Genomic DNA, 21,581 nt, shown 5'->3' on the forward strand with positions numbered 1-21,581 from the left:
CTCGCGGTCAGATTCCTGACGCTCAAGCCAGTAAAATAATTAAACAACTTTTAGTTTTGGGTACCGAGCGTTCGGATGTCCAAAGAGCTTTATTACTTTACAGTCGCCTGAGAGAGAAGCCACTCGATGGTTTATTTGATAATTATCATATAAATGGTGTGCCGGTAAGATTAGCAAGAGATCAAGAAGTCGTTTATATGACTAGAACCGGAAAAACTTTTAAACAGGTTTTTGGTGGTAAAAATATTATGGTTGTCGAAGTCCATCCGGATGACGCTATGCTTAATTTTGGTGATCTTGCCTTTGCTTTAAAAATGTATGGCGATAGTAATACTATTTTTGCTATGGCCATACCTGATCCAGCCGGAGTTTCTGATTATCAAGTAGATTTTATCAGAGTCCTTTACCTGATTAGTGAGTTTCTTGCGTTCTCAAAATCTGGGGATTTCGTAACCAAAATTGCAGAAAACCCTTTTATGAATACGAGTTCAAATGTATTAAAGTCTTGGATTCGGAGCGCTGAAGCTAAACTTGGGTCTGATTGCATGGCTCAAGGTGAATATGTAGATTTAGAGATAAACTTACCGATTGATCAAGCAGCTCGTGATGAATCTGGCCGATTGTTATCATTTGAGACTATATTCCAGGAACCAACTGATGAAGATCAAGAAAAAGTAGATAATTTAGTTAAGCAGCATTCCGATAGAGATATCTATATAGTTCCATCTCCGTTTTCGAATCATCCGCATCATCGAGCAATAGCCCGGATATTTTTATCAGCTATTTATCAATTTAATCCGAATGCCCAGATATTTCTTTGGGATGATGATTTAAGTTTTAGACAGCATCGAATGAGAGCAAACACATTCTATTTCTATAGTCAATTAGAACAGGCTCATAAGGAGAAATGGATTGAAAAAATTTATGATTCTCAAATTCTAAGAAGAGGTAAGGGTTTTTATGCCCAGCGAGCCGAACAAATAGCTTTAGCTGCGGCTGATGCTGGATTTAAAGAGATGATATTTGAGCGTGGCGATGTAGAGGCTTTCCTGGTTATTTTGGCCCATGAGCTTTTTTACGCTGAAAGATTATTAAAGGTGAACATTGTTGAACGGCCAGCAGGTAGGCCTCTCGACAACGGTCGTCAATCAGATAAGGTTCAAGAAATAAGCTTTAGTGATAGAGTAGCGCTCAGACTTTTAAGCTTCTTGCATTTAATTAGAATGCCTACTTGGATTGTTTGGCATCTTACGCCAATTCGTTTTCGGGGTGGAATATTAGTTAGCGGCGGTGATTGTGCTGGTCTTAACCCAGTTGCCGGATATCTTTCGCGTTATCTTTGGCAAGATGGCCATATGCTAGCCGGGGTTAAAAAAGGCTTAGATGGCTTGATTAAAGCTGACCCAACTTCTGAGATTGTTCCAATAACTAGGGGAATGGCTAAGATTATGCCTTATGCTCCGAGTTTTGAATTTGCTTCAACCCGCAGGAATTTAAAAGAGGGAGAAGCTGAGACCGCCGTAGCCTTAGATAATATCCGTAAGAATTTTGGATTTTTAGTAGTTATTGGCGGCAATGATCATCTTTATGAAGCTAAAAAATTAGGTGAATTATTGGAGAAGGCCGGGTTAAAAGTTATTGTAGTTGGCGTGCCTAAAACAATTGATGCTGACACTTTATACACTAAACCCTTAGGAATTGAGTCAGCTGCCCAAGCGGTGAACGAATATGTTTATCGGGCAGCAGCTTTACCGGGGTCAGGCGAAGTAGTAATTATTGAAGCTATGGGTCGGGATTGCGGTTATTTAGCAGCTCGGGCCGGAGATAGAAGAGATGAAGCGATCGCCTTACTTGGTGCCGAGTTAGCCGAAAAAGCCGAAAAAGCCAAGCCAACTATGGAGACTTATGTTCCCGAGCATCCTAAAACTGTAGCTGAAATCCGCCGCCGGGCTAGAGAAAAAATGGCTAAAGTCGGAGCAATAACTATTATTCTTTCTGAAGGTTTTAGAATTAACCAAACAGATGATCCGGACTATGGACCATTGCTAGAGGCTAATCCAGTATTAGCTGAAATCCTTAGAGGGCTTAAGCCTGACACACAAGGAAATATTGTTATTCCACAAGGTATTGCTGCTGAATTTGTCGCAGCTATTTTAGCCGAATATAATCCGACAATAGAAGTATTAGGTTTTACACCGCGCGGGGCTATCCCGGTTGATCAGGAAAGAGAGCTTGCTTCCGGTTTTGCCCGTCAAGCTAGAAAAGCTATAGTTGAAAGAATCAGTGGCAGGGCTGTTGCCTGTTGTGATGATATTAATCATCCGGCTGATTTAGGCGTTATTGACCTTGTGCCGATAACTCGGGTTTGCGGTAAAGATGCTAAAGGAAGATCCATCAGTAAAGATGTAGATCAAATTATGAGTTTAACTGATCAGAAAGCAGCCGGAGTGATAATTTCCGATAATCAAGAAATTATGCCGGAAGAACCATCAGCTGAGACTATTCGGAATAAAGATCCGCCGACTACCGTTAGCGCAGTTGCTGCAACTGCAATTTCAGCCTGGGCACATCGTCGGCCTTCAATTTTTGTTATTCGCGGGCAGGAAGCTGATGAAACAGTTAATCGATTAGCAGATCTTTTAGCTGCATCAACCAATTTAGGGGTTATCTATGTACGTCAAAGAACTGAAAATTCATATCTTGTTCTTTCGCGAAATACGTCTTTATCCTTAGGGGAGGTTCTTTCTAGCGCTCACCAGATAAAAGCAGCTGTTGGCCATCTCAATGTTGTTGTTTCACCATATTTTCAAATCAGAAAGAATGATCCAGTCATAGTTCAGTTAAGCCAAGTCAGAGAAAGGCTAACTGCTGAATTATCTGCCTTAGGTGAAGCTAAGGACAATCAAGCTAAGCGAGAAGGTATAATCAAGGCTCTTGCGCCTTATCGAGAGTTAGCCTTACGTTTAGCTAATGGCGATATTTCTGATTCAGCCTACTACGAATTTAATCCAGCCTTAAATGATCTTGGTCAGGTAGTTAAATTGATACTTTCCTTAGCTGTTCCTCAGGTCGAGAATCATACAGGGCCATTGTCCGGCATGCGGCTGACTTCTTTAGGCCGGGCTTTAGATAGAGAAGAGAGAATCTTAACTTATAAACCGCTTGACAATGGCAAATCAAAAGAAGTTATGACAGTTTCACACTTAGCTTATCCGACAAAGGCAGCTCTTATTCTTGAATTTGGTTTTTATCATGAAATAGAGCTTACTGCGGGGTACTTTTGCCTAGAGAATGAAGGTTTAGAAACAACTGTCGGTTTTAGAAGATGGTCTGAGCAACTAGAAGACTACTTAGAACAACCAAAACGTGGTCAGCAAGGAAATTTAGTCGCGATAATATTTGATGTTCCAATTGGATGGATTACAAATGGTGAGCGGATAGTATGGCATCAAGATGTAGGTTCGACTTTTTTAAGTTTGTCATCGGAAACAAAAGTGGAAGCATTACCGCAGGAATTTTTAGATAGATTGGCCGCCGAAGATGTTGAGTGGTGGGGCAAGCAAGGTTTAGAAATGAATCTGGCCGATTTTTTTGCTTTGCATTATCGCAGGGGCACCTTAGGCCATGTGCCAGCTGAAAGTCTAAATCTTGAACAAACCATACAGCGAAATGTAGCACATTATGATGAAAGTTTTCTTGAAACATTAGTTGGCCAAAAGTTAACAGCGATGAGCCAATTGGCACCTCTCGATAATGGCATCAGAAAGTCTGGCCCTCGTTCGCATATCGGAACTTCAGGGAAAGTGACGAAAGTTCAACCAGTTGCCAAAGTTGGTGATCGTGATGCTGATCCTGAAGAACTAAAGAAAGAAACCAAAACCAAAAAAAGTGAGCCAAAAGCTATTGATTTTGGTCCAGCGGTAATTGTTGAGCTTTCTCAAGAAGCGCAAAGGTTGTTGGCTGAATCGAAAGATGGCCCAGACAATCCTGACGGAAAATCTCAAGCCCCACTTGATAATGGCGTTAATGGTCTTGAGGTGATCAGCCAGGAAGAAGTGTTTTATAAAAATATTCACGAACATTTATCTCAACGATCAGTGCCAGCTGATCAGATAGATTTTATTATTAAGGCAATGCGCTTAAATGCGCGCCATAATTTTGTTTCGCAATTAAGTAGACCGGCAACCTATAATTCAAATTATCCGATATTTATCGGTAATTGCATGATGTCTCAAGGTACTGGTGTTGCCTATCAAGCCGCGCTGTTAAAACTTGAATATGGACAGTATGTGCTTGAGGTGGGAACCGGTTCAGGCTGGCAAACCGCCATATTAGCTACTTTAAGCTATGGCGGTAGTGTTTATTCAATCGAACAAGACCTCGAAGTAGCTAGGGTTGCTCAAAGTAATATTTCGGCGGCGAGGATTAGCAATATTTTCCTTATTCAAGCTGATGCAATGCAACCAATAGATGTATTAGCCGGTAAAAAATTTGAACGAATCATTGTTTCCGGGGCATTACCACAAGGAATACCGGTCATATTGTTAGATTATCTCGACTTGTCAGGAATAATGATTGCTCCGATAAATCACGGTAACTCTAGTGATAGTTTATGGAGGATTACCAAGGGGTATGACGGAACCATGGCTGCATCTAGAGTAGATAAAAATATGAGATTCCAGCGGATCAATGTTGCAAGTAGTACCTCAGTAATTCCAGTTAATCAGGCTAAGAAATTACAAGATTTATCTATTGAGCAAGCTACAGAGCTTGGTGTTCTGTTGGCTGATAGGAAAGCTCGAGCTCCGCTTGATAATGGAAAATCTTTATCGAGACGTAGCTTTGGTTTTATGGTGACCGCTTTGGGAGTGGGGTCATTTTTGACTGTTTGTTCTAAGTCCTCTGATTTGAAACCGGAAGGCAATCTCATTGGGACTGGACTCACAGTAGGATTAACTTTCGCTCCTGGATTAGGAAGAAATATTGGGGCATATGAGGAGACAGTATGGACTGATCAGGATGTTGAATTTTTATGCCAAGAAGCGAAATTGATCAGAAAATTATGGAATGTTCCTTTTGTTTTATTCTCTGTTTATACTCCTCCGATTGCCGGTAGCAATTACGCTCAAAGTTATCGATGGATTAAGCAGATGCATGAAGCTGGAGTTCGTCTTTTGCCACATATCTCAAACTATGATGGTCGCTATCTTCCTTCACCAATCGATATTAATGCTTGGGGTATTTCTGGTAGGGAAAAGAACCTATACAAAGATTTTATTAGGGGTTTGTATCATGAGTTTAGCTTACGCAATGAAGAGGGTATTTTTTCTGAAACTATTGTTGGTTGGAATGTTTTTAACGAATATGATTATTTAGCTGTAAATAATCCTAAATGGTTTGCCAGAACGGGCGAGATTGAGGGATTATTGCAGGGTCTGGATGAAGCTGGGATAGTTGATAATCAAGAAAGAACAAGGGTAATACACGGGCATGTTATCGATAATATCCTTTTAGCTACAGAGGAAACAACTCGAGGCATTATTGGAGTCTATCAAGACCTAGGTCTTGATCCTAAGCCGATATATACAGTTTGGGCTGGATTGCCGACAACTGAACAGGTTGCTAAAGTTCCTTCTTTGACTGGTTGGTCATTTAATCGTTATGATAAACCAGGCCTGTTAGAATCTTTAGAAAATGCTGCTCAGATAGTTGGTGGTAAAGAAATAAATATCCATGAGATCGGGGAGAGTTCTCATGATGGAGAGGATGTTCAAGCGATAGAGCTGGCTAGAACATTAAATGAGATAGTTGGGGCAAGAGCAAAATTTCCGAATTTGCGTCACTTTATGTTTATGAGCGCTAACGATAATCACTGGAAACCGGAGCTAGAAAGCACAACAGCAGGATACCGAAGATTTGATAGACAAGGAACTCCTTTCTATGGTCAACATTGGGGATTGTTTGCGACAATATTTGATGATGATGGCAATGCCATAGCAGTTAGGCCGAAGAAAGCTGTCGGTGCTTTAAGTGTAGAAATTAGTAAGCTGGCTAATGCAAATAAAGCTGGTCAGCCACTTGATAATGGCCGGGATAGCTCAGCATTAGGCTCAATTACTACTCGGATTAATGTTTCAGCCAATAACCATTCAGTACAATTACAGGGACATCAACATTTAGTGGTCATTGCTCCTTTCGAAGATTTAAATCAACAGGACAGAGCTACTTTAGATGAACTTCTTGAAACCAAACTACCAATTGGTGACTATGTATTTATCGGCGAAGGAACTTTTGGTCTGTTAATGGTTGCTAAGATGGCCCTGTTAAAAAATAGCGATATCCGCGATAGTCAGCTAGCCGAACATTTAGGAAATGTCATTGAACTGGCTAGCTTGATGAATCAAGGGCTTAGCTCAACCGGCTTAAACTTAGGTGAGCCTATAGCCGAGCATCTTAATCGAGTGGTTGAATATTTTCCTTTAACTAATAATCAGCGGCTAATAGCCCTTATTCGTAATTTAGTGATAATGCATTATGGGGAACCAGTAATGTTTTTTACTCAGTTTGCTCAAGATCCCGGTCGCTTCCGAGGAGTTTATCTATCAACCCTTGCAACCAGTCCGGAGATCATCAACCAGATGGAAATACAATATCAGAGGCAAGTACCGCTTAATAACGGAAAAGATACCGCAAAATATGTTTCAACTAAAGCAGTAATCGTACTTGGTGTATCTGGTTCAGGAAAAACTACCTTTATTGATAATTTGCTTGATGATCGGCACGACCGTTTTATTTTCCCGCGACTTACTACTACCCGAAAACCACGCAGTGGAGAAACTGCTGATCGTTATCGAGTTTTTGTTAGCCAAGAATTATTTGATTCAAAAGATCGGGCCGATCAAATGTTAATGGTAAGAAGGGGCCGTCATGGCGGCTATGCTTATGGGTTAGATAGAGGTAATTTGGATAGGTGCTGCGCCACCGGTAAAGCATTACTTTTTGATACAACTTCAATCGCTGGGGTAGAGCGAATAAGAGAAATTTTTCCTCAGGCTGAGGTAATCACGGTTATACCTAAATCATTCGATAGGCTCAAAATTTTAAGCGATGAGCAAATTAAACGTATTCTTGAGTCGCGAATGAAGACAAGACGCATGAGTAGGGTTGATACTGAAAAACGCCTTCAGGAGGCTGTAAATGAGCTTAAAAGATTTCCTGAGCTTAAACCAGAAGTGGTTGTTGTGAATGATTCAATTGATGACTTAGATGAAAATATGACTAGATTTAATCAGGCAGCCGTGGAGTTAGTTTCTAAAAATCAGCCGTTAGATAACGGAGTCGATGAAGCGCATTGGCGACACAATCTTGACTTAAAAGGTTTTACTGAATTTTCTGATGAATATATTGATTTTCTTAAGAGAGTTGATGATCGAGAGGCTAATGATGCCTTTTGGCAACCGATCGAAAGATTTAATCAAAGATTAAAAAGCAATAAAGCTTTAGCTAGAAAACTTTTAGATTTATCGCAGATAATGCTTGATCAGGAAGTTTCAGCTGCTGAGGCTTTAATTGAGGCCTTAGCGCAAGTTGATAATCGTAATGATTCAGAAGTTGCCTTTGAACAGGTAATTGAACTAGCGGCAGTTTTCTTAAGAAGAAATTTTGACCCGAGGGCTTCGCTCATGCATGGAGTAGTGGCTATAGCCAGTGCGGCTAAATCAGCAACTGATTTAGAAAGTTGTTTGGCTCTTGCCTTGAACATAGCCGAAGATGCTTCTTGGGATTATCCACAAATAAATTTTGCAATCCAGTTTGATATTCCTTTGATTGCTTTAGAAACTAATGATCCAGAGGTTTTAGCTACTCAGTTAGAGTTTTTAGTCAGCCGTCAAGGATATTCGCAAGCTCGAGCTTATGCCCGGACCCATTGGATGTATAATTTTAGAAGAAAAAATAGTTTTCGCACTACTGATTGTTACGAAGTTGGCCCAGATGGTCCAAATTGGAAAAAAGGTTATGTTCGCAGAGGATTAGTAGAATTAATTGCTTATAAAAGATTTATTAAAGCTATAGCTAGAGCACAAGAACAAGGATTAGGCATTGAATCTCGTATAGCTACTAAAGAAAAACAAGTTTATCGTGGTCTGGTTAGGGCTGAAACTCACAGTGATTCAGGCACCTATTATACTTGGGAGCAAGATTTAATAGTAGCCGTTTGCCCAGTATTTTTAAAAGAGACAGTAGTTTCTAAAACTGATCTGACCGGTCAATTTTTCCCCGGCTTATTAAGAGTCGAAAATGATCAAGATATTAGCTTATTAGATTGGCATGTTCAGCGTGTTGTTGGTCAATTCCAAAGTTGGGTTACACATAGGCATAGAAATTTTGATCAATGGCCACGTTGTCGACGCGATAATTTATTGCTTGAAGCTTACTTACAGCACCAGATTTATGATACCTATAAAAAATTTGCCAGTATTTGGGCTCGGGCTTATCAAGAAGCATTCATTCCGCAAAAATATCCTAAGGGGAGTCAAAATGATAATCCAGTATATTTAGCTGCAGTTGAAGCAATTGCTTGGTTAGATCAGGTTGGTGGAGTTGCCAACGAGCAACGTTTGGCCAAGCTGGATGAGCTAGACGATAAACATCAATTAGGGAGATATCGAATATTACTCCAGAAAGCTTTGCTTGAACCTCAGACTACAGGAGTCTCGCAAGTAACTCAAAAAGTTATCGGAGAGGAAGGTATTTCTGGCAAACCTTTAGATAACGGGAGAGTAAATAAAGAAGAATTAGCGGTTACAGCAGTTAAAAGAGGGAACACCTCACCGTGGCTGGCGGGTCCCCTCTCTGCTGTAGCCCCTATATATATAGGTAAACAATCGCTACCTTTGGATAATGGTAAGTCAATTCAAGAACAATTCATTGAAGATGTAATTGTTTTTTGGAAAGTTTGGGATAAACAATATCCTAGAGATATTGAATCTAGCATTTGCGTACTCGAAGGCGTAAAAGCTTTGAAAGCCAAAGGTTATATAGTCTATTCTGGCTCAGAGCATCAATTGAATATGGCAATTGCTGGTTTATGGAGAAATGTTTCTGAAGATGATAAGTTTGCAATAAAAGAAGCTGTACGTTTATTGGCTGAAAATGTTAGACAACATGCTGACGATAGCGGAAGATTGATAGCCTTTTTTGATCGTGAAGATGATGTGCTTTATTTAGCTATGGTTGATGTTGGTCCGGGATTTTTCCGTGATGATGAAGGAAGACCGGTTATTCGGAGAAAAGATGATCGGTTTGAACAACGTCCGGATTCTACCGGCAGAGGGGTTGGTTTAAAGTGGGTTTCAGATCAGGTAGATGATTTACAAATCCATACGGGTGGGCATGTTAGCCGACAGCCTAAACCAACAATTGAGTCCGATTCAAGGATAGAAGATCTTAAAGGAACTTTTGTTTTTACGAAAATAAATTTAGCCAGTCAAGCCAGGGAGCCTTTAGATAATGGTTATGGAGTTTATCAAGGCAGGAGACTATATCTAGCTGCTGATCCGGTTCTAAGTGGAGTTAAAAGTATTCGGCGCGTGAATTTATCAGGTCTAACCACCAAGAGACAAAAACACACTTTATTCACTAGACGAAAAATTCTCGATTTAGTGAGTGTCCATGCTTTAGCGGCGGCCCATGGTTATTCTTGGTTAAATGATATAAATAATAGTTATGCTAAAAACCAAGCTGATGGTGAGGTTACTTATTGGTTTGAGGTTTATTATGCTATGCTTTCCTGGTTAAAGGGAGAAATTTATAATGCTGAAGGAACTCGCGATGAGGCACCTAGTCTTTATGTCGGCCAACACGTTGGGGCTGGATTTCAAAGTGATTTTCCAGAAAGAGAAGAAGCGAATGTAGCTATCGGAATTGATCCTTTAGAGGTAACTAACGGAGTAGTTTCAGCAAAATTTCTTGGTAGTACTGCTCCGGCAGTATACGCACCACGTGGTGGGATTATGAAAATAACCGATTTAGCTTATCTTTGGGCTTTATCGGTTGGTCCGGCCGCCGGAAATTGCGATTTAAATTTAAACTACAGCGTTAGAAAAAATATGACTAATCTAGCAGCTAGTTTAGGTAAGAAAACAAGTCAGCTCAGAGGGGTAATGTTATTCAGAGAAAGGCATTCACGGGTTCCTTTGTTGCAATTGGTTGAAAGCGGAATGCAGATAGATGAAGGTGATTCAGAACTTAGAGAATTCTTAAATGAGGCCAAACGAATCGAGGATAAAGAAAAACAATGTCAGAAGCCAAGCCTGCAAGATTTTGATAGTTTGAAGCAGACTTACAAAGCTTTTGATAGCAAGGTTAAGGCAACTGGGGTTTATCAAAGCGGGAACCTTACCTTTATTGCTGACGGGAACCTTATGCCAGCTTTAGTGGCTTTAAAGAGAGGCTCGGCAGATTTTATTTTTGACTCAGGGGGAACTTCCGAAGGAATTATGGCTGCGGCTAATGTAAGGGCAATTGGTGGAAAAATGAGCGCCCGGATTGTGCCTTATCAGGCAATGGCTGAAGGAAAGCTTCAGGCAAACTTAGTTAAAGATAAAGATAAATTTTTAGAAAATGAACTAGCTGAGCTAGCGAGATATGGTTTTTATCCTAAAACTTCAAGAAGAAAATTGCAGCGAGGGCAATATCGTCTTAATCATGTTTTTGATGCTACAGATTTAGTCAGTGCTGAAGAAGCAGTTTTCTTGGCAGCTCACATTAAAGATAGTCCTTGGGACAGCAGATTGAAGGGAGTAAGATTCGACCGTTCGAGTGGTTATTTAGTCGTTGATGTTGTGGTTAGTACGACTGCGGGTGAAGTTTCAGTTTATCGGGTAACTATGAATACAAAAGTTTCAGACGTAGAATCAAAATACGATGCGTTATATAAAGTGCGAGGATTGTCATTTAGTAGAATTTTAGACATATTTGATGGTCGTAGTCAAGCTCAGCAATTAGCTACTGATTACTATGATTTAGCTAAGGCTCTTGGAATGTTGGGTTTGTTTGAAGATGCTATTGATACATTTAGGTTTTCCGAAAATTTAAGAAGCAGTACTTATTCTTTTAGATGTCGCGCTGCTCAATCTCATTTCTTGGGGATGAAAATGATTCTAGAAGGTCAAGCAGGCCAAAACGCTAACGAAATTGCTGCTAAACATTTTGAAGATTCCTTAGAGAGGAGTCGAAAGAGCCGAGACCCACAGCTAAGAACTAGAGAAAGGCTTATTGACCTTTATAAATTTCTTGGTGAAACTGCAGTGAAGAAGGATGAACATCAGGATGCTGAACGTTGGTTTACTTTAGCTTTAAGAAGAGACCCAACCAACAAAGAATTGCTAGATAAGCTTAATCAAATACAAGTTTTAACTAACCAGCCGCTTGATAACGGCAAAGCCTCCCTAGAAGACCAAGCAGCTAGACAGCCTCTTGATAATGGCAAGCCTACGATTTTTTCAATTTCACCACAACTTCAGGGCACTCCTTTAGGTGAACGGTTGACGCAGCTTAATACTCTTTATCAGGAAAAAGGTACTAACGAACAAGGCGCTAGGGCTGTAGTTGAGGCAGTTTTAGTTGAGCCGGAAATAAAACTTGAAGTCTCCCAAAGAATAAGACAGGCTGATCGCTTGGAAGAGACTCAAGGTTTTTCAGTATCAAAAACTTGGGCTGATCGTCTAAAGGATGAAGTTTTGAGCCGTTCAGTTGAAAAGTTAGTTGACCGGGAGATTTTCATATTTCAGATGGAGTATGAGTTGTCGGTGGGATTCTTGCAGGCTTTTTATGATTATCAGATTAGTTTAATGCGACAATATCGTAAGGCTGAGCTTGAAGCTGCTGATAGCTTGGATCAGCAAACCGCTCTCGAAGCTGAAATAAGAAGAGATGCTACTCACAATACTTCCCAATTTGCTAAATTGCTTATGGCTGGTGGACTAGGAAGCTTTAAGCCGGATTTAGTCCGCGGCTGGTATCGAATTATTAAAGAATACCGTAGTTTAGCGGCTGCCCGAAATCAAATTCATGTTATGGGCATATTGTACTCAAGTGCAATCAAGGGACAGCAGGAAAATCGAGGCTTGATGCAACTTAAGGGTCCAGCTCAGATAGCTGATAGTGATATTATCGAAACAGTTATCATCAATCGAGCCAACCCTCAAAATGGTATGCTTGAATTAGTCGATACTTTTGAAGGGCCTGTTCCTGAATTTGGTATTGGTCAGTTAACCATTGAGTTATATCGTAACCCACATTCTGAATTACAGGAATATTGGCTATATTGTCCGTCTCAGGTGGTTCAGGATAAATACGACGGGACTAGTGAAGTTGTTGAATGGTTGGAAAACGGAAGAGTCGTAGTTAGGCAAGCTCAAGTTTTCAATGAAGCTTATCCGGGAGAAACCTCTGATTATTGGCGGGCAGTTCAATCTTTAGTTTATCGCCGAGTTTGTTTAGAATTCATTCGTCGCGGTCAAGAGAATCGAAGGAATCATGAAAAGAAGCGAAAACCGCGCTGGGGAACTTATTTTGTCGGTAAAAAATTACTTTTTTCAACTAGCGAAGTTAACACTACTTTAGTCATTCCTCAAGTTATCGAAGCTCAATACGGCCAGGTAGAAGATAGTCGGGGAAAGAGGGCAAAAAGAGTTATTCGCGGTGATAATTTTGCCAGATATTCTGGTTTTCGCGACGTAGTGGTTCATCATTATAACCATACGATTGTTCCAGCCGGCATGCCTTACTATCCGCAGGATGCTGAAAATGACTTTTTTACTGAATTAAGCATTGCTGAACGATTCCGTCCGGCTATCCATGACGGAAAAATTGATTTAGTAAAAATAACTGGTCAGGTCAGCGATGTTATCACTGGCTGCTCAACCATGCATACCCGGATTTTACGTGAGGAAATATTTGCTGAGTTTGCCGAAAAGGTAGTTGAGGATCCTTTATTTGGTAATAGTGAAGGTTCAGATCTTGAGCGTTGGCAGGGAAGAAGAATCCAGACCACGGTTGCCCATTATCGAGATCAATTAGGGGTAACCGGAAGCCATCAAGAGTTTTTCGCGGCTTTAGGCAAAGTTTCCGACGGACAACCAAGGGTCAAGCGAGACTTCATTGCAAGTATTTTACGTGCTAAACATAAACAAAAAGAATTATTTGTCCGAAAGCTATTTGATGGTACTTTTGGCGATCTGGGAGTAACGGAAGCGGAGTTTAAAGCTGCCGGAAAATCTATCTTAGATATGCCATTTTTTACTTTTGTCCGCCGTTTTGTTGATTATAAATGCCCCAATCTTATCATTGATATGCTGTTTAATAAAGAATATCGCGATAGAATTGTTGCCGCTAACGCCGTAATTTTAATCGGTGGTCGCCGCTTTAGTTGGTTTTTTGAAAAACAGCGTGAACGGTTACGTCAATTAATAAGACAGGATCCGAGAATGAGATTTCATGTTTTATTTATTGAGGAACATAATATACATACCTCTCCGATAATGCAGCAGGGCACTGATTTTGGCGGAATGCTTTCCTGGGAAGGAAAAGAAGCCGGCCCAACTAGTTTTGGTAATGCTCAACAAAATGCTTCGCCGACTATTGGAACCTTAGATGGGGTTATCCCAGAACGTTTGAGGCCGATTGTGCGTGGCCAACAGGGAGAAATCATTAGTGGAACCGGATATGTTGTTGAATACTCACAGGAGCGTAAAGGTGGAGTAAGAATTCCGGATATTAATTCGTTAGTGCTTCAAATTGAACAAGCCAGCAGAGACTACGCCGATAAATTAGTTTATGGTCAAATTGCCGTAAATGCTTTAGCTATGGGCATGACCCAAGGCGATATTGACAATCAGGCCAAGGGCTTAATTGCAGTTTGGGGGAACTTATTAGAGCAAGCAAGGCCAGCGGCTGTACCTTTAGATAATGGAAAAGTATCTAAGGCATCCATAGGTAATAGAAATTTTGGCCAAAAATTATTTAATTTTTTAAAATGGTTTATTGCTCCAAAAAGTCCTAAAATGCTTCAGTTTCTTACTGAGGCAATTGTAAATACTACTGGTTTGTCAGCCGATATTACTCAAAAGTTAGAAGAAATAAGAAGGCAGATCGAACAAGCTGAAGATAAGAAAGAGCCTTTAGACAATGGTCGGGATAAATTAAGCCCTAGAATATCAAAATTGCTTGCACAAGGAACTGAAGATCCTCAAGTGCAATATCAATTACTAGAGATTATTCGCGCCCAACAGCAACCAGTAGTCGGGATGATGGATAATTACCATTTAAATGGTCAAAGGGTTCGCTTTGCGCCTGAGGAAAGTTTAGCTGTAGTCGCAGAATTTGATCGTGGTAGTTTTAGAAGAGCATTCAGTCCAAAATTAAGGACGATGATTATTGAAACTCATCCCGATGATTTAATCATTCATGCCGGTGCTACGGCAAATATGTTTGTTAGTGAAACTAGGGGAATGATAACTGAGCTTATTCCGCAATATCCGGGATACCGCAATAATATGCCAATTTTTGTTACAGCAGTTCCTGATCCAGCCGGAGTAACTGATAATTTTGCTTTTAATTTTTTCCAAGGCAAATTAACTTCTTTGGAGGCGGCAAAAAGAGAAGTCCGGGCCCAGGAAGCGATCTTAAATGCTGGTTTTATTGGTTGGAATCAGACTGGCAATGCCAGTGAAAGGCACATTAATCTTGATTTAAGATTAAGCTTGATTAAAGCAGTCAGAAGGCCGGATGGAAGCCTTGATTCTTATCGTAGTGTTTTTCAGAGATTAACTAAAAGTGAACTTGAAAAAATTGACGCTGTTGTAAGGGAGAATGCGGCTGATCAATATTTTATGGTCCATCCGTTTAGCAATCATCCACACCATCGGGTTGTAACTCATGCCTTTTTAGAAGCGATTTACACTCACAATCCGCAAGCAACTATATATTTTTGGGCTAATCAAGAAGAACACCAACAGTTAATGACCCAGGCTAATGTATTTTTTGTTTTTAGTGAGGGCATGGAGAATTGGAAAGGGTTAATTATTTTTAACGGAAACCATTCGCAAAATGAACGCCGAGGCGGAAATGGTGAATATTATTGTGATGCTGCTCGGAGTATGGATTTAGCTACCTGGGAAAATTTACAAGAAAGACTTGCTCGAGAGGAAACTAGTTCGGTAAATTTAAATAGTTTACCGCTTTGGCGACCGCATGCAGAAAGATTTGTAAAGGTAAGGATTGAGCCAGTCGGTCAAGATGTCCTGAGCACTCCTTTGGATAATGGGAAATCAACTAAGCAGCCAGAGAAAGAGGTAGTTTCTGATTCCCAAAACGATTTTTCTTTAGAGCAACTGAAAGCGCTTACGGTTGGTAGCCCTAATCTTTCTTTCGGGGTAGGTATTTTAGCTCGTCATCAAGAGGTGGATTTAATTATTCAGGCTTTTGGTAAGAGAATAATCAAGCGCGGTGCTTTTTACCAGACAAGACCTTGGGAGGAAACCTTAAAAACCGATTTAGCTTCACCTAACGCAGCTAAAGTAGATTTAGCCATTAAAACATTAGCCAGTTTAGGCGGAGATTACGCGGCCAGAGCTAGGCGCTTTGAACAAGATATAACCGTAATTGAAGTCGACCTGCCAACCCATTTTCTTTTATACGGCCAGGATTTAACCGGCGAGATTTATTATCAGCTTACTCATATTGGTCTTGAGCGAAGAATAATTTATCTTCCAAGTAAATATCTAGAGGATGCAAGTGGACCAGAGTTTGTAGCTACTATTTTTAACCACGATCAAAGCGAGCTTGAGGAGTTCATTCCTTTTTTATTAAGTGGCCGAAATATCACCGATCAAATGGTTGAGCAGGCTCATCAACGGGCCATGCAAGACGATCCTTTTGGTGTTTACCCCCAGGTCGATGACTTGCTTTCTGATATGCAGGCTTATGATGATATGTTTACCCAATCGATGGTTGTAGCTCAAATTGCTGCCGTAGATTCAGCTGTTACTACAAAGAATCGTCAGCTATTAGATGCTTTAGCCTCCCGCACGCCAAGTGGGCCAGAAGCCTTAAAGGCTAAAGGCCTTTTATTTGAACTAGCCAACCTTGAAACTAAAATTGGTTGTTTGTATGAGGCATTAGGCCAAAGAAAAAGTGCAATCAGTCATTATCGTAGCGGCGTAGCCGCATTGTCCAGAGTCTCAAAAACAACTATAATTGATACTGGTTTGTTGCCGCTTCAATTACAGGTAAGAATGCTTTACCTCTATGCTCGCGAAGGCATGTTTGGCCGTCTTCGAAGTGGTTTTCGTAAATTTTCCCAAGTTAAAATTGGTCGCCAAGCTGAGGCTTCTGAGGTTGAGCTTTTTGAATGGTATATGGATAGCAATTTTGTGCCGGTAAGAAGAGCTGTGGTTGGAATCCTGCGGCATCACATTACTTGTGGGCATAACAACTACCCTAAAGATCAGGTAATGACTACTGTTAGATATATTGAACAGTGTCAATATATTCCTTCGGATATAACCCCACGTCTTAAACCAGCTTATCTTCAAATTAGAAACACTCCAAGCTTAGCTAATGTTTTTTCAGCCGCCGAATATTTTAGGAGACATAAAGTTCCCGGCTGGGATAAGGTTTTAGCTAAAACCTTAGGCGGTAATGGCCAGATGGAGGAAGAATATTTGGGTGAATTTGTTGAAGCTAAAGCAGCTGAAGATCAAGTTTGTTATTCGCGGGTAATCGAGCTTAGCCTTGAGGGCCACGGTCCAGAGATAGATTTTGTACTTGAAGTTGATCGGGCAAAGTATCATCGTAACAATCAAGGGCAATATGGTAATTTAGATGAGGGAATTTATCTTGGTGAATCCAAGACATTTAATCGACAATTTAACTTAGATTTGGTTACCGAACATACAATTGATGATAAACAAAGCAAATATCGTTTAGTGGCCGCAAGGTTAAATAAGCTTCCCGATCCAGTTTTTAACGGCCGCATGAAGGGTATTGTTTTTGCTATGGGGGGAAGCTCGGTTACGGCAGCGGGAGTTCTAGAGTTTAGGTTAAGACAAAGAGAAGTGGATGAGGGATTAGAAACTTTGAGCTTAGTTGAATATGTAGCTTACATCCCGGATACTATTGATGCTGACGAAGAGATAACTTTAAGTGTTAAGGAGGAAATTTATATTATTAAATGGGTAAGAGAGTTAGTTGAGCGGGGAGTAATTGAAGAAAATGAGGTTACCCGCGTTGAGCGTGTATTTATGGAAATAGCTTCAACTAGCAGCCGTTATGTATTACAAAGTATAGTTTGTGCAAAGTTAAGAGAAAAAACCGGGGAAGGTGATACTTCTTCAGCCAAGCGTCAGTCAGAACAAATTTGGCAAGAAATTATAGCTGAGCTAGAGGCTGAAGCTTTTCCAAATCGAAAACCACTTGATAACGGCCGCGATGGTCAAGCTGATTTAGCTCGTCAACAGTTAGCTGAAAGTTTGAGAGGGCGCTTGACCGGATTGCTAGATTCTGGTCTTAATCCGGAAAATAGCCTACTTGTAACTCATGTTGGTCGACCGAATAAGGCTGGCACGCTTAGGGGTTTGGGTTTACGAGTTTACGAGATGGTTATTCAAGGAGTCAATAAACTTTATTATGACCGACGGACTGTAAGAACCATCCCTTTATTTTCTAATAGTTTAGATTGTCCTTATCCTGGTGGTTATCATTCCCAGGGTGGAATGCTTACACCGGAGGCTAGGCAGGATATTGTTAGCCGGGGAGATGTTTTTATTCTAAGCGGAGGTGAGCTTGAAATATGCTTGCAGATGACTTTTAGCGAATTAATCGATGCTTTAAATCAAGCTGGAAGAACTACGGTGATATTTGTTCCGCTTGAAGCAACTAGTAGATTTATAAATTTAGAGTCGGCAACCGGCTATGCTGATTATTTAAAAAGCCGAGCGATAAGCTATGAAGAGTATGATTTTACTAAAAACGAGGTAACTCTAGCTCAACCGGCTACGCCACAGGTATTATTAGTTTGGACTAAGACCGCTCAGGAAACTCTTTATTGGTTAGATTTCATAGCTAGGCATCAAAGACTTGTTGCTGAGAAACTTATTGAATCTTTGGGCTCAACTGAGGCAAATGTACGTAAAGATGCCGCCGCTAGAATAATTACTATTGCTAAATTAATTGGTCACAACCAAGAAGATAATATATTTGGTCGTCATCCTTTAGATTGGCTTTATGGTCATGATGACCATCGCCAGACTACGCCGCAAGAACGCAGGCTTTTATCGGAAGTTTCTTGGTTTCCTTCTGATGCTGTTCATCGAGATGAGGAGCAAGTACTTTTAACCAATCGCCGAAGAGTAAAAAGCAGAGTAACTGAAGTAAGAAAATCTTTAAGAAATAGGATTTTGTTTGACGTTAAGGCAAAATTGGAATTATTAAAACAGCGTTTAGCTGATTCTGAAATTCAGGCTGCAGTAGATTTGGTAAGCTTTGGCTTTGATTCAAGTTTACCGGATCAAGGATCACGCAAGATAGCTGTTCTTAGAAAATTAGAGAGAAATCTCCAAGAGCTAACTACCCAGATAGAAAGGGCTAAAGCTTCTGGTAGTATTGGAGTGATAATTGTGCCTTTAATTGATGAGGCTTTAAGTAGTCTACGGCGGCACGTAAATACGATTAGACATTGGTCGGATTATAAAAAAGGAAGCTATGTGCTTAGGCAGTTAGTTGATTGGATGGTTCGAAAGCATTTTGAGCCGCAGCATGCTCAATATCGGCAGATAAAATCAGCTAAAGTTTTGGGACGAGTCGATAACGGAGATGAAAAATTTTGGCAACTTCCGATTTGGCCGTTGGCTGATAACGGTGAGGTTGATTTAGGCTTAACTGGCTGGATGCTTACTTCGCGACAACGGGCTCCGCCAGAATATTTTCAAAGAAGAAAAGTTTCCCTAGCCGAATTAGCTGGTTTAAAACCAATCCAACTTACCTTATTTAATCTTGATGATTTTACTGGTTCTGGGCAACCCTTAGATAATGGCCGAGTGCCTCTCGATAATGGTAAACCTTTATTAGAAAATAGAGATAAACCTAAAGAAACAGGCAGCCACCTTAGAGTAATGCTGGGTTTTCTAAGTCCGATCAGAGATGAAACCAAAATAGATGAACCCTTGAGTATTTCCGTGTTAGCTGGAGTATTAAGAGATGAGTTTAAGGGCACGGTAGACGTTGCCACGGTCCACCCTCTTGTTGAAAAGGGAGGCCTTGAAGGGGTAAAGGAAAGGATAAGAAAAGAACAGCCGGACATCTTAGGATTATCTTTGTTTTTTGGTAGTTTAGATTATTTAAGAGAATTAATGGCTTATATACGTACTTTGCCAGAAGAAGTTAGGCCTTTAGTGATACTTGGCAATGTGTTGGCTAAATATAATTTAGGATTGATTTTAAAGGAATTTCCAGAAGTTGGAATTTGTACTGGAGAAGGAGAAAATACTATACGAGATTTTGTGCGTTATTACCGGGGGGAGATGGGTCTTTTGCAGATTACCAATTTTGCCTATATACATCAAGGGGTACCGAGAGTAAATTTACCTCAACAACGCACTGATTTGTCTGATATTGGAATGCCTCAGCGGGATATTTTTTCTCACGTCATCAGAACCGGCGGGGTCGTATTTTTAGAAACAAGCCGTTCTTGTTCGCATAATTGTGCAATGTGTAGTCGTAAGACTTATTTGGAAGGAGCAGAATTTTCTCAAGTAGGTTGGCGTGGACGTCCGCTTGAGGATGTCATAAGAGATATGGCTGATGTAAGTCGTCAAGGAGCCAGATTTGTTAATTTCGTTGATGAAGATATTTTTGGTGGAGGCCTTGTACGGGTTATGGAGCTTGCCCAGAGAATTATTTTTGCTAAGGCACGAGGCGAGATTCATCCCGATTTAACCTTTGGCAGTTCAGCTAGCGTGAGATCAATCTATGTCCAACCAGAAGGTGATACTAAAGCTAGGGCTCAGATTGAAGCCGATAACGAGCTGAGGATAGAGGCACTTACAAGATTAAAACAAGCTGGCTTAGTGGTTTTATTTACAGGTATCGAGTCAGGTTCTCCTACTCAGCTTGCTCGATACGGAAAAGATGCCACAGTATTTGAAAATGAAATGGCCTTACGGATAATCGATGAAGCAGGCATACACAATGTTCCTGGTTTTATTATGTTTGATCAAAAGGTCACAATCGAGGAGCTGCGAGAGGATATTGCATTTTTACGAAGAACCGGGATGGATAAAAAAATTACCTATCCGCTTAGAACTTACTATCCTTTAAGGGGTGCTATGTGCACTGATCAACTGGTGGTAGATGGTCTTGTGGATGCAGAGCGATATAATGCAAGTCAGTTAGCCTATGAATACGTTTATGAGGATCAAGATGCTGCTACTTTGTTGTGGGCTTTAAAATCTTGGGAAAAAAGCCAAATGCTATTCTTTTGGATTATTAAGATAATTTTTCGTTCTTCACGGTTTGGTGAGCTATCACCGGAGACACAAGCATTATTCAAAGAGGTTATGGCTGATCAAACTGTTATTTTACTTGATTATTTGGAAGATTTAGTTAATTGCTCATCAAGTTCTCAATACCCAGAGATTGATCTTAGATATAGTGATAGATTAATAAATACCATGCTGTCTATTTTAGGCTTAATTAACGAAGGTCAGCTATCTATAGATGGCTCACATCTTTCGGAAGTTATTTACGGAAGCATAACCAGGGAAATCGTCCGTGTGCATCTTTTACATTTGCCATTTACTTTAAATGATATTTTTGAAATGGTAAAAGTAAGGTTTGGTGCTGAACTTAGTCTGCCTATGCTCAAGAGAGCTTTAAGCAGCTTTGTGAACGAGGGCGCTATGGAGTATTGTGAAGGCAGGTATTCATTAACAGCTAAATTTTGGGATTTAAAAGGAATGCCTTATTATGATTTGCCAAGACCATACCGAGGAGGCGAATCTAACCTTGCTCAAGCGAGTTTACCAGTTCCACATCTTGATGTATTTAGGCAAAGAGCAGGCATTTTAGAGTTAGAGGTAGCTTATAACCAAGTCAGAGTTTTTGGGGAAGTATTATACGCTGCAGTTGGTTTTATCCTTTTTGCTATAGTTGGTGTTTTGATTATCCATACTTTGGCTGGAGGGTTTGTGGTTGGCTTTTTCGGATTAGTTATATTTGTTTATTTTTATTCCAAATCGTTTCCTAAATCAAAATATAAAATAGTTGAGCAAGGGTTGAAAATGTTTAGTGGTCAAAGAATTGGTAGCCAAGATTTCATAAAACTATCTTTGGTGTTTAGGGACCTTTTAGCTGATGATTGCGATAATATAATAATACAACTTCTTGCTCGATCGGGAATCGAAGCAGCTAATGAGCTTGCCCAGAATAGGTACCTAGAGGAAACCTTGGGCGTGCAGTCTCCCCTTGATAATGGTAAAGATCCCTTTCTTACAGTCGATATTAGCCAATTGCCAGGAATG

Annotated in this window: 1 protein-coding gene (only partly in view); it reads left to right on the top strand. The window is 40.4% G+C overall.

All 21,581 nt of this window come from inside a single coding sequence — locus tag K9L86_00250, 4-alpha-glucanotransferase (protein MCF7907297.1), on the top strand. Of the gene's 137,664 coding nucleotides, 70,336 precede the window and 45,747 follow it; the stretch shown corresponds to coding positions 70,337–91,917 (codon 23,446, partial, through codon 30,639, complete); the first codon wholly inside the window starts at position 3. The start codon and the stop codon both lie outside this window.

The organism is Candidatus Omnitrophota bacterium, assembly GCA_021735655.1.
GTDB lineage: Bacteria > Omnitrophota > Gorgyraeia > Duberdicusellales > 4484-171 > JAHKAJ01.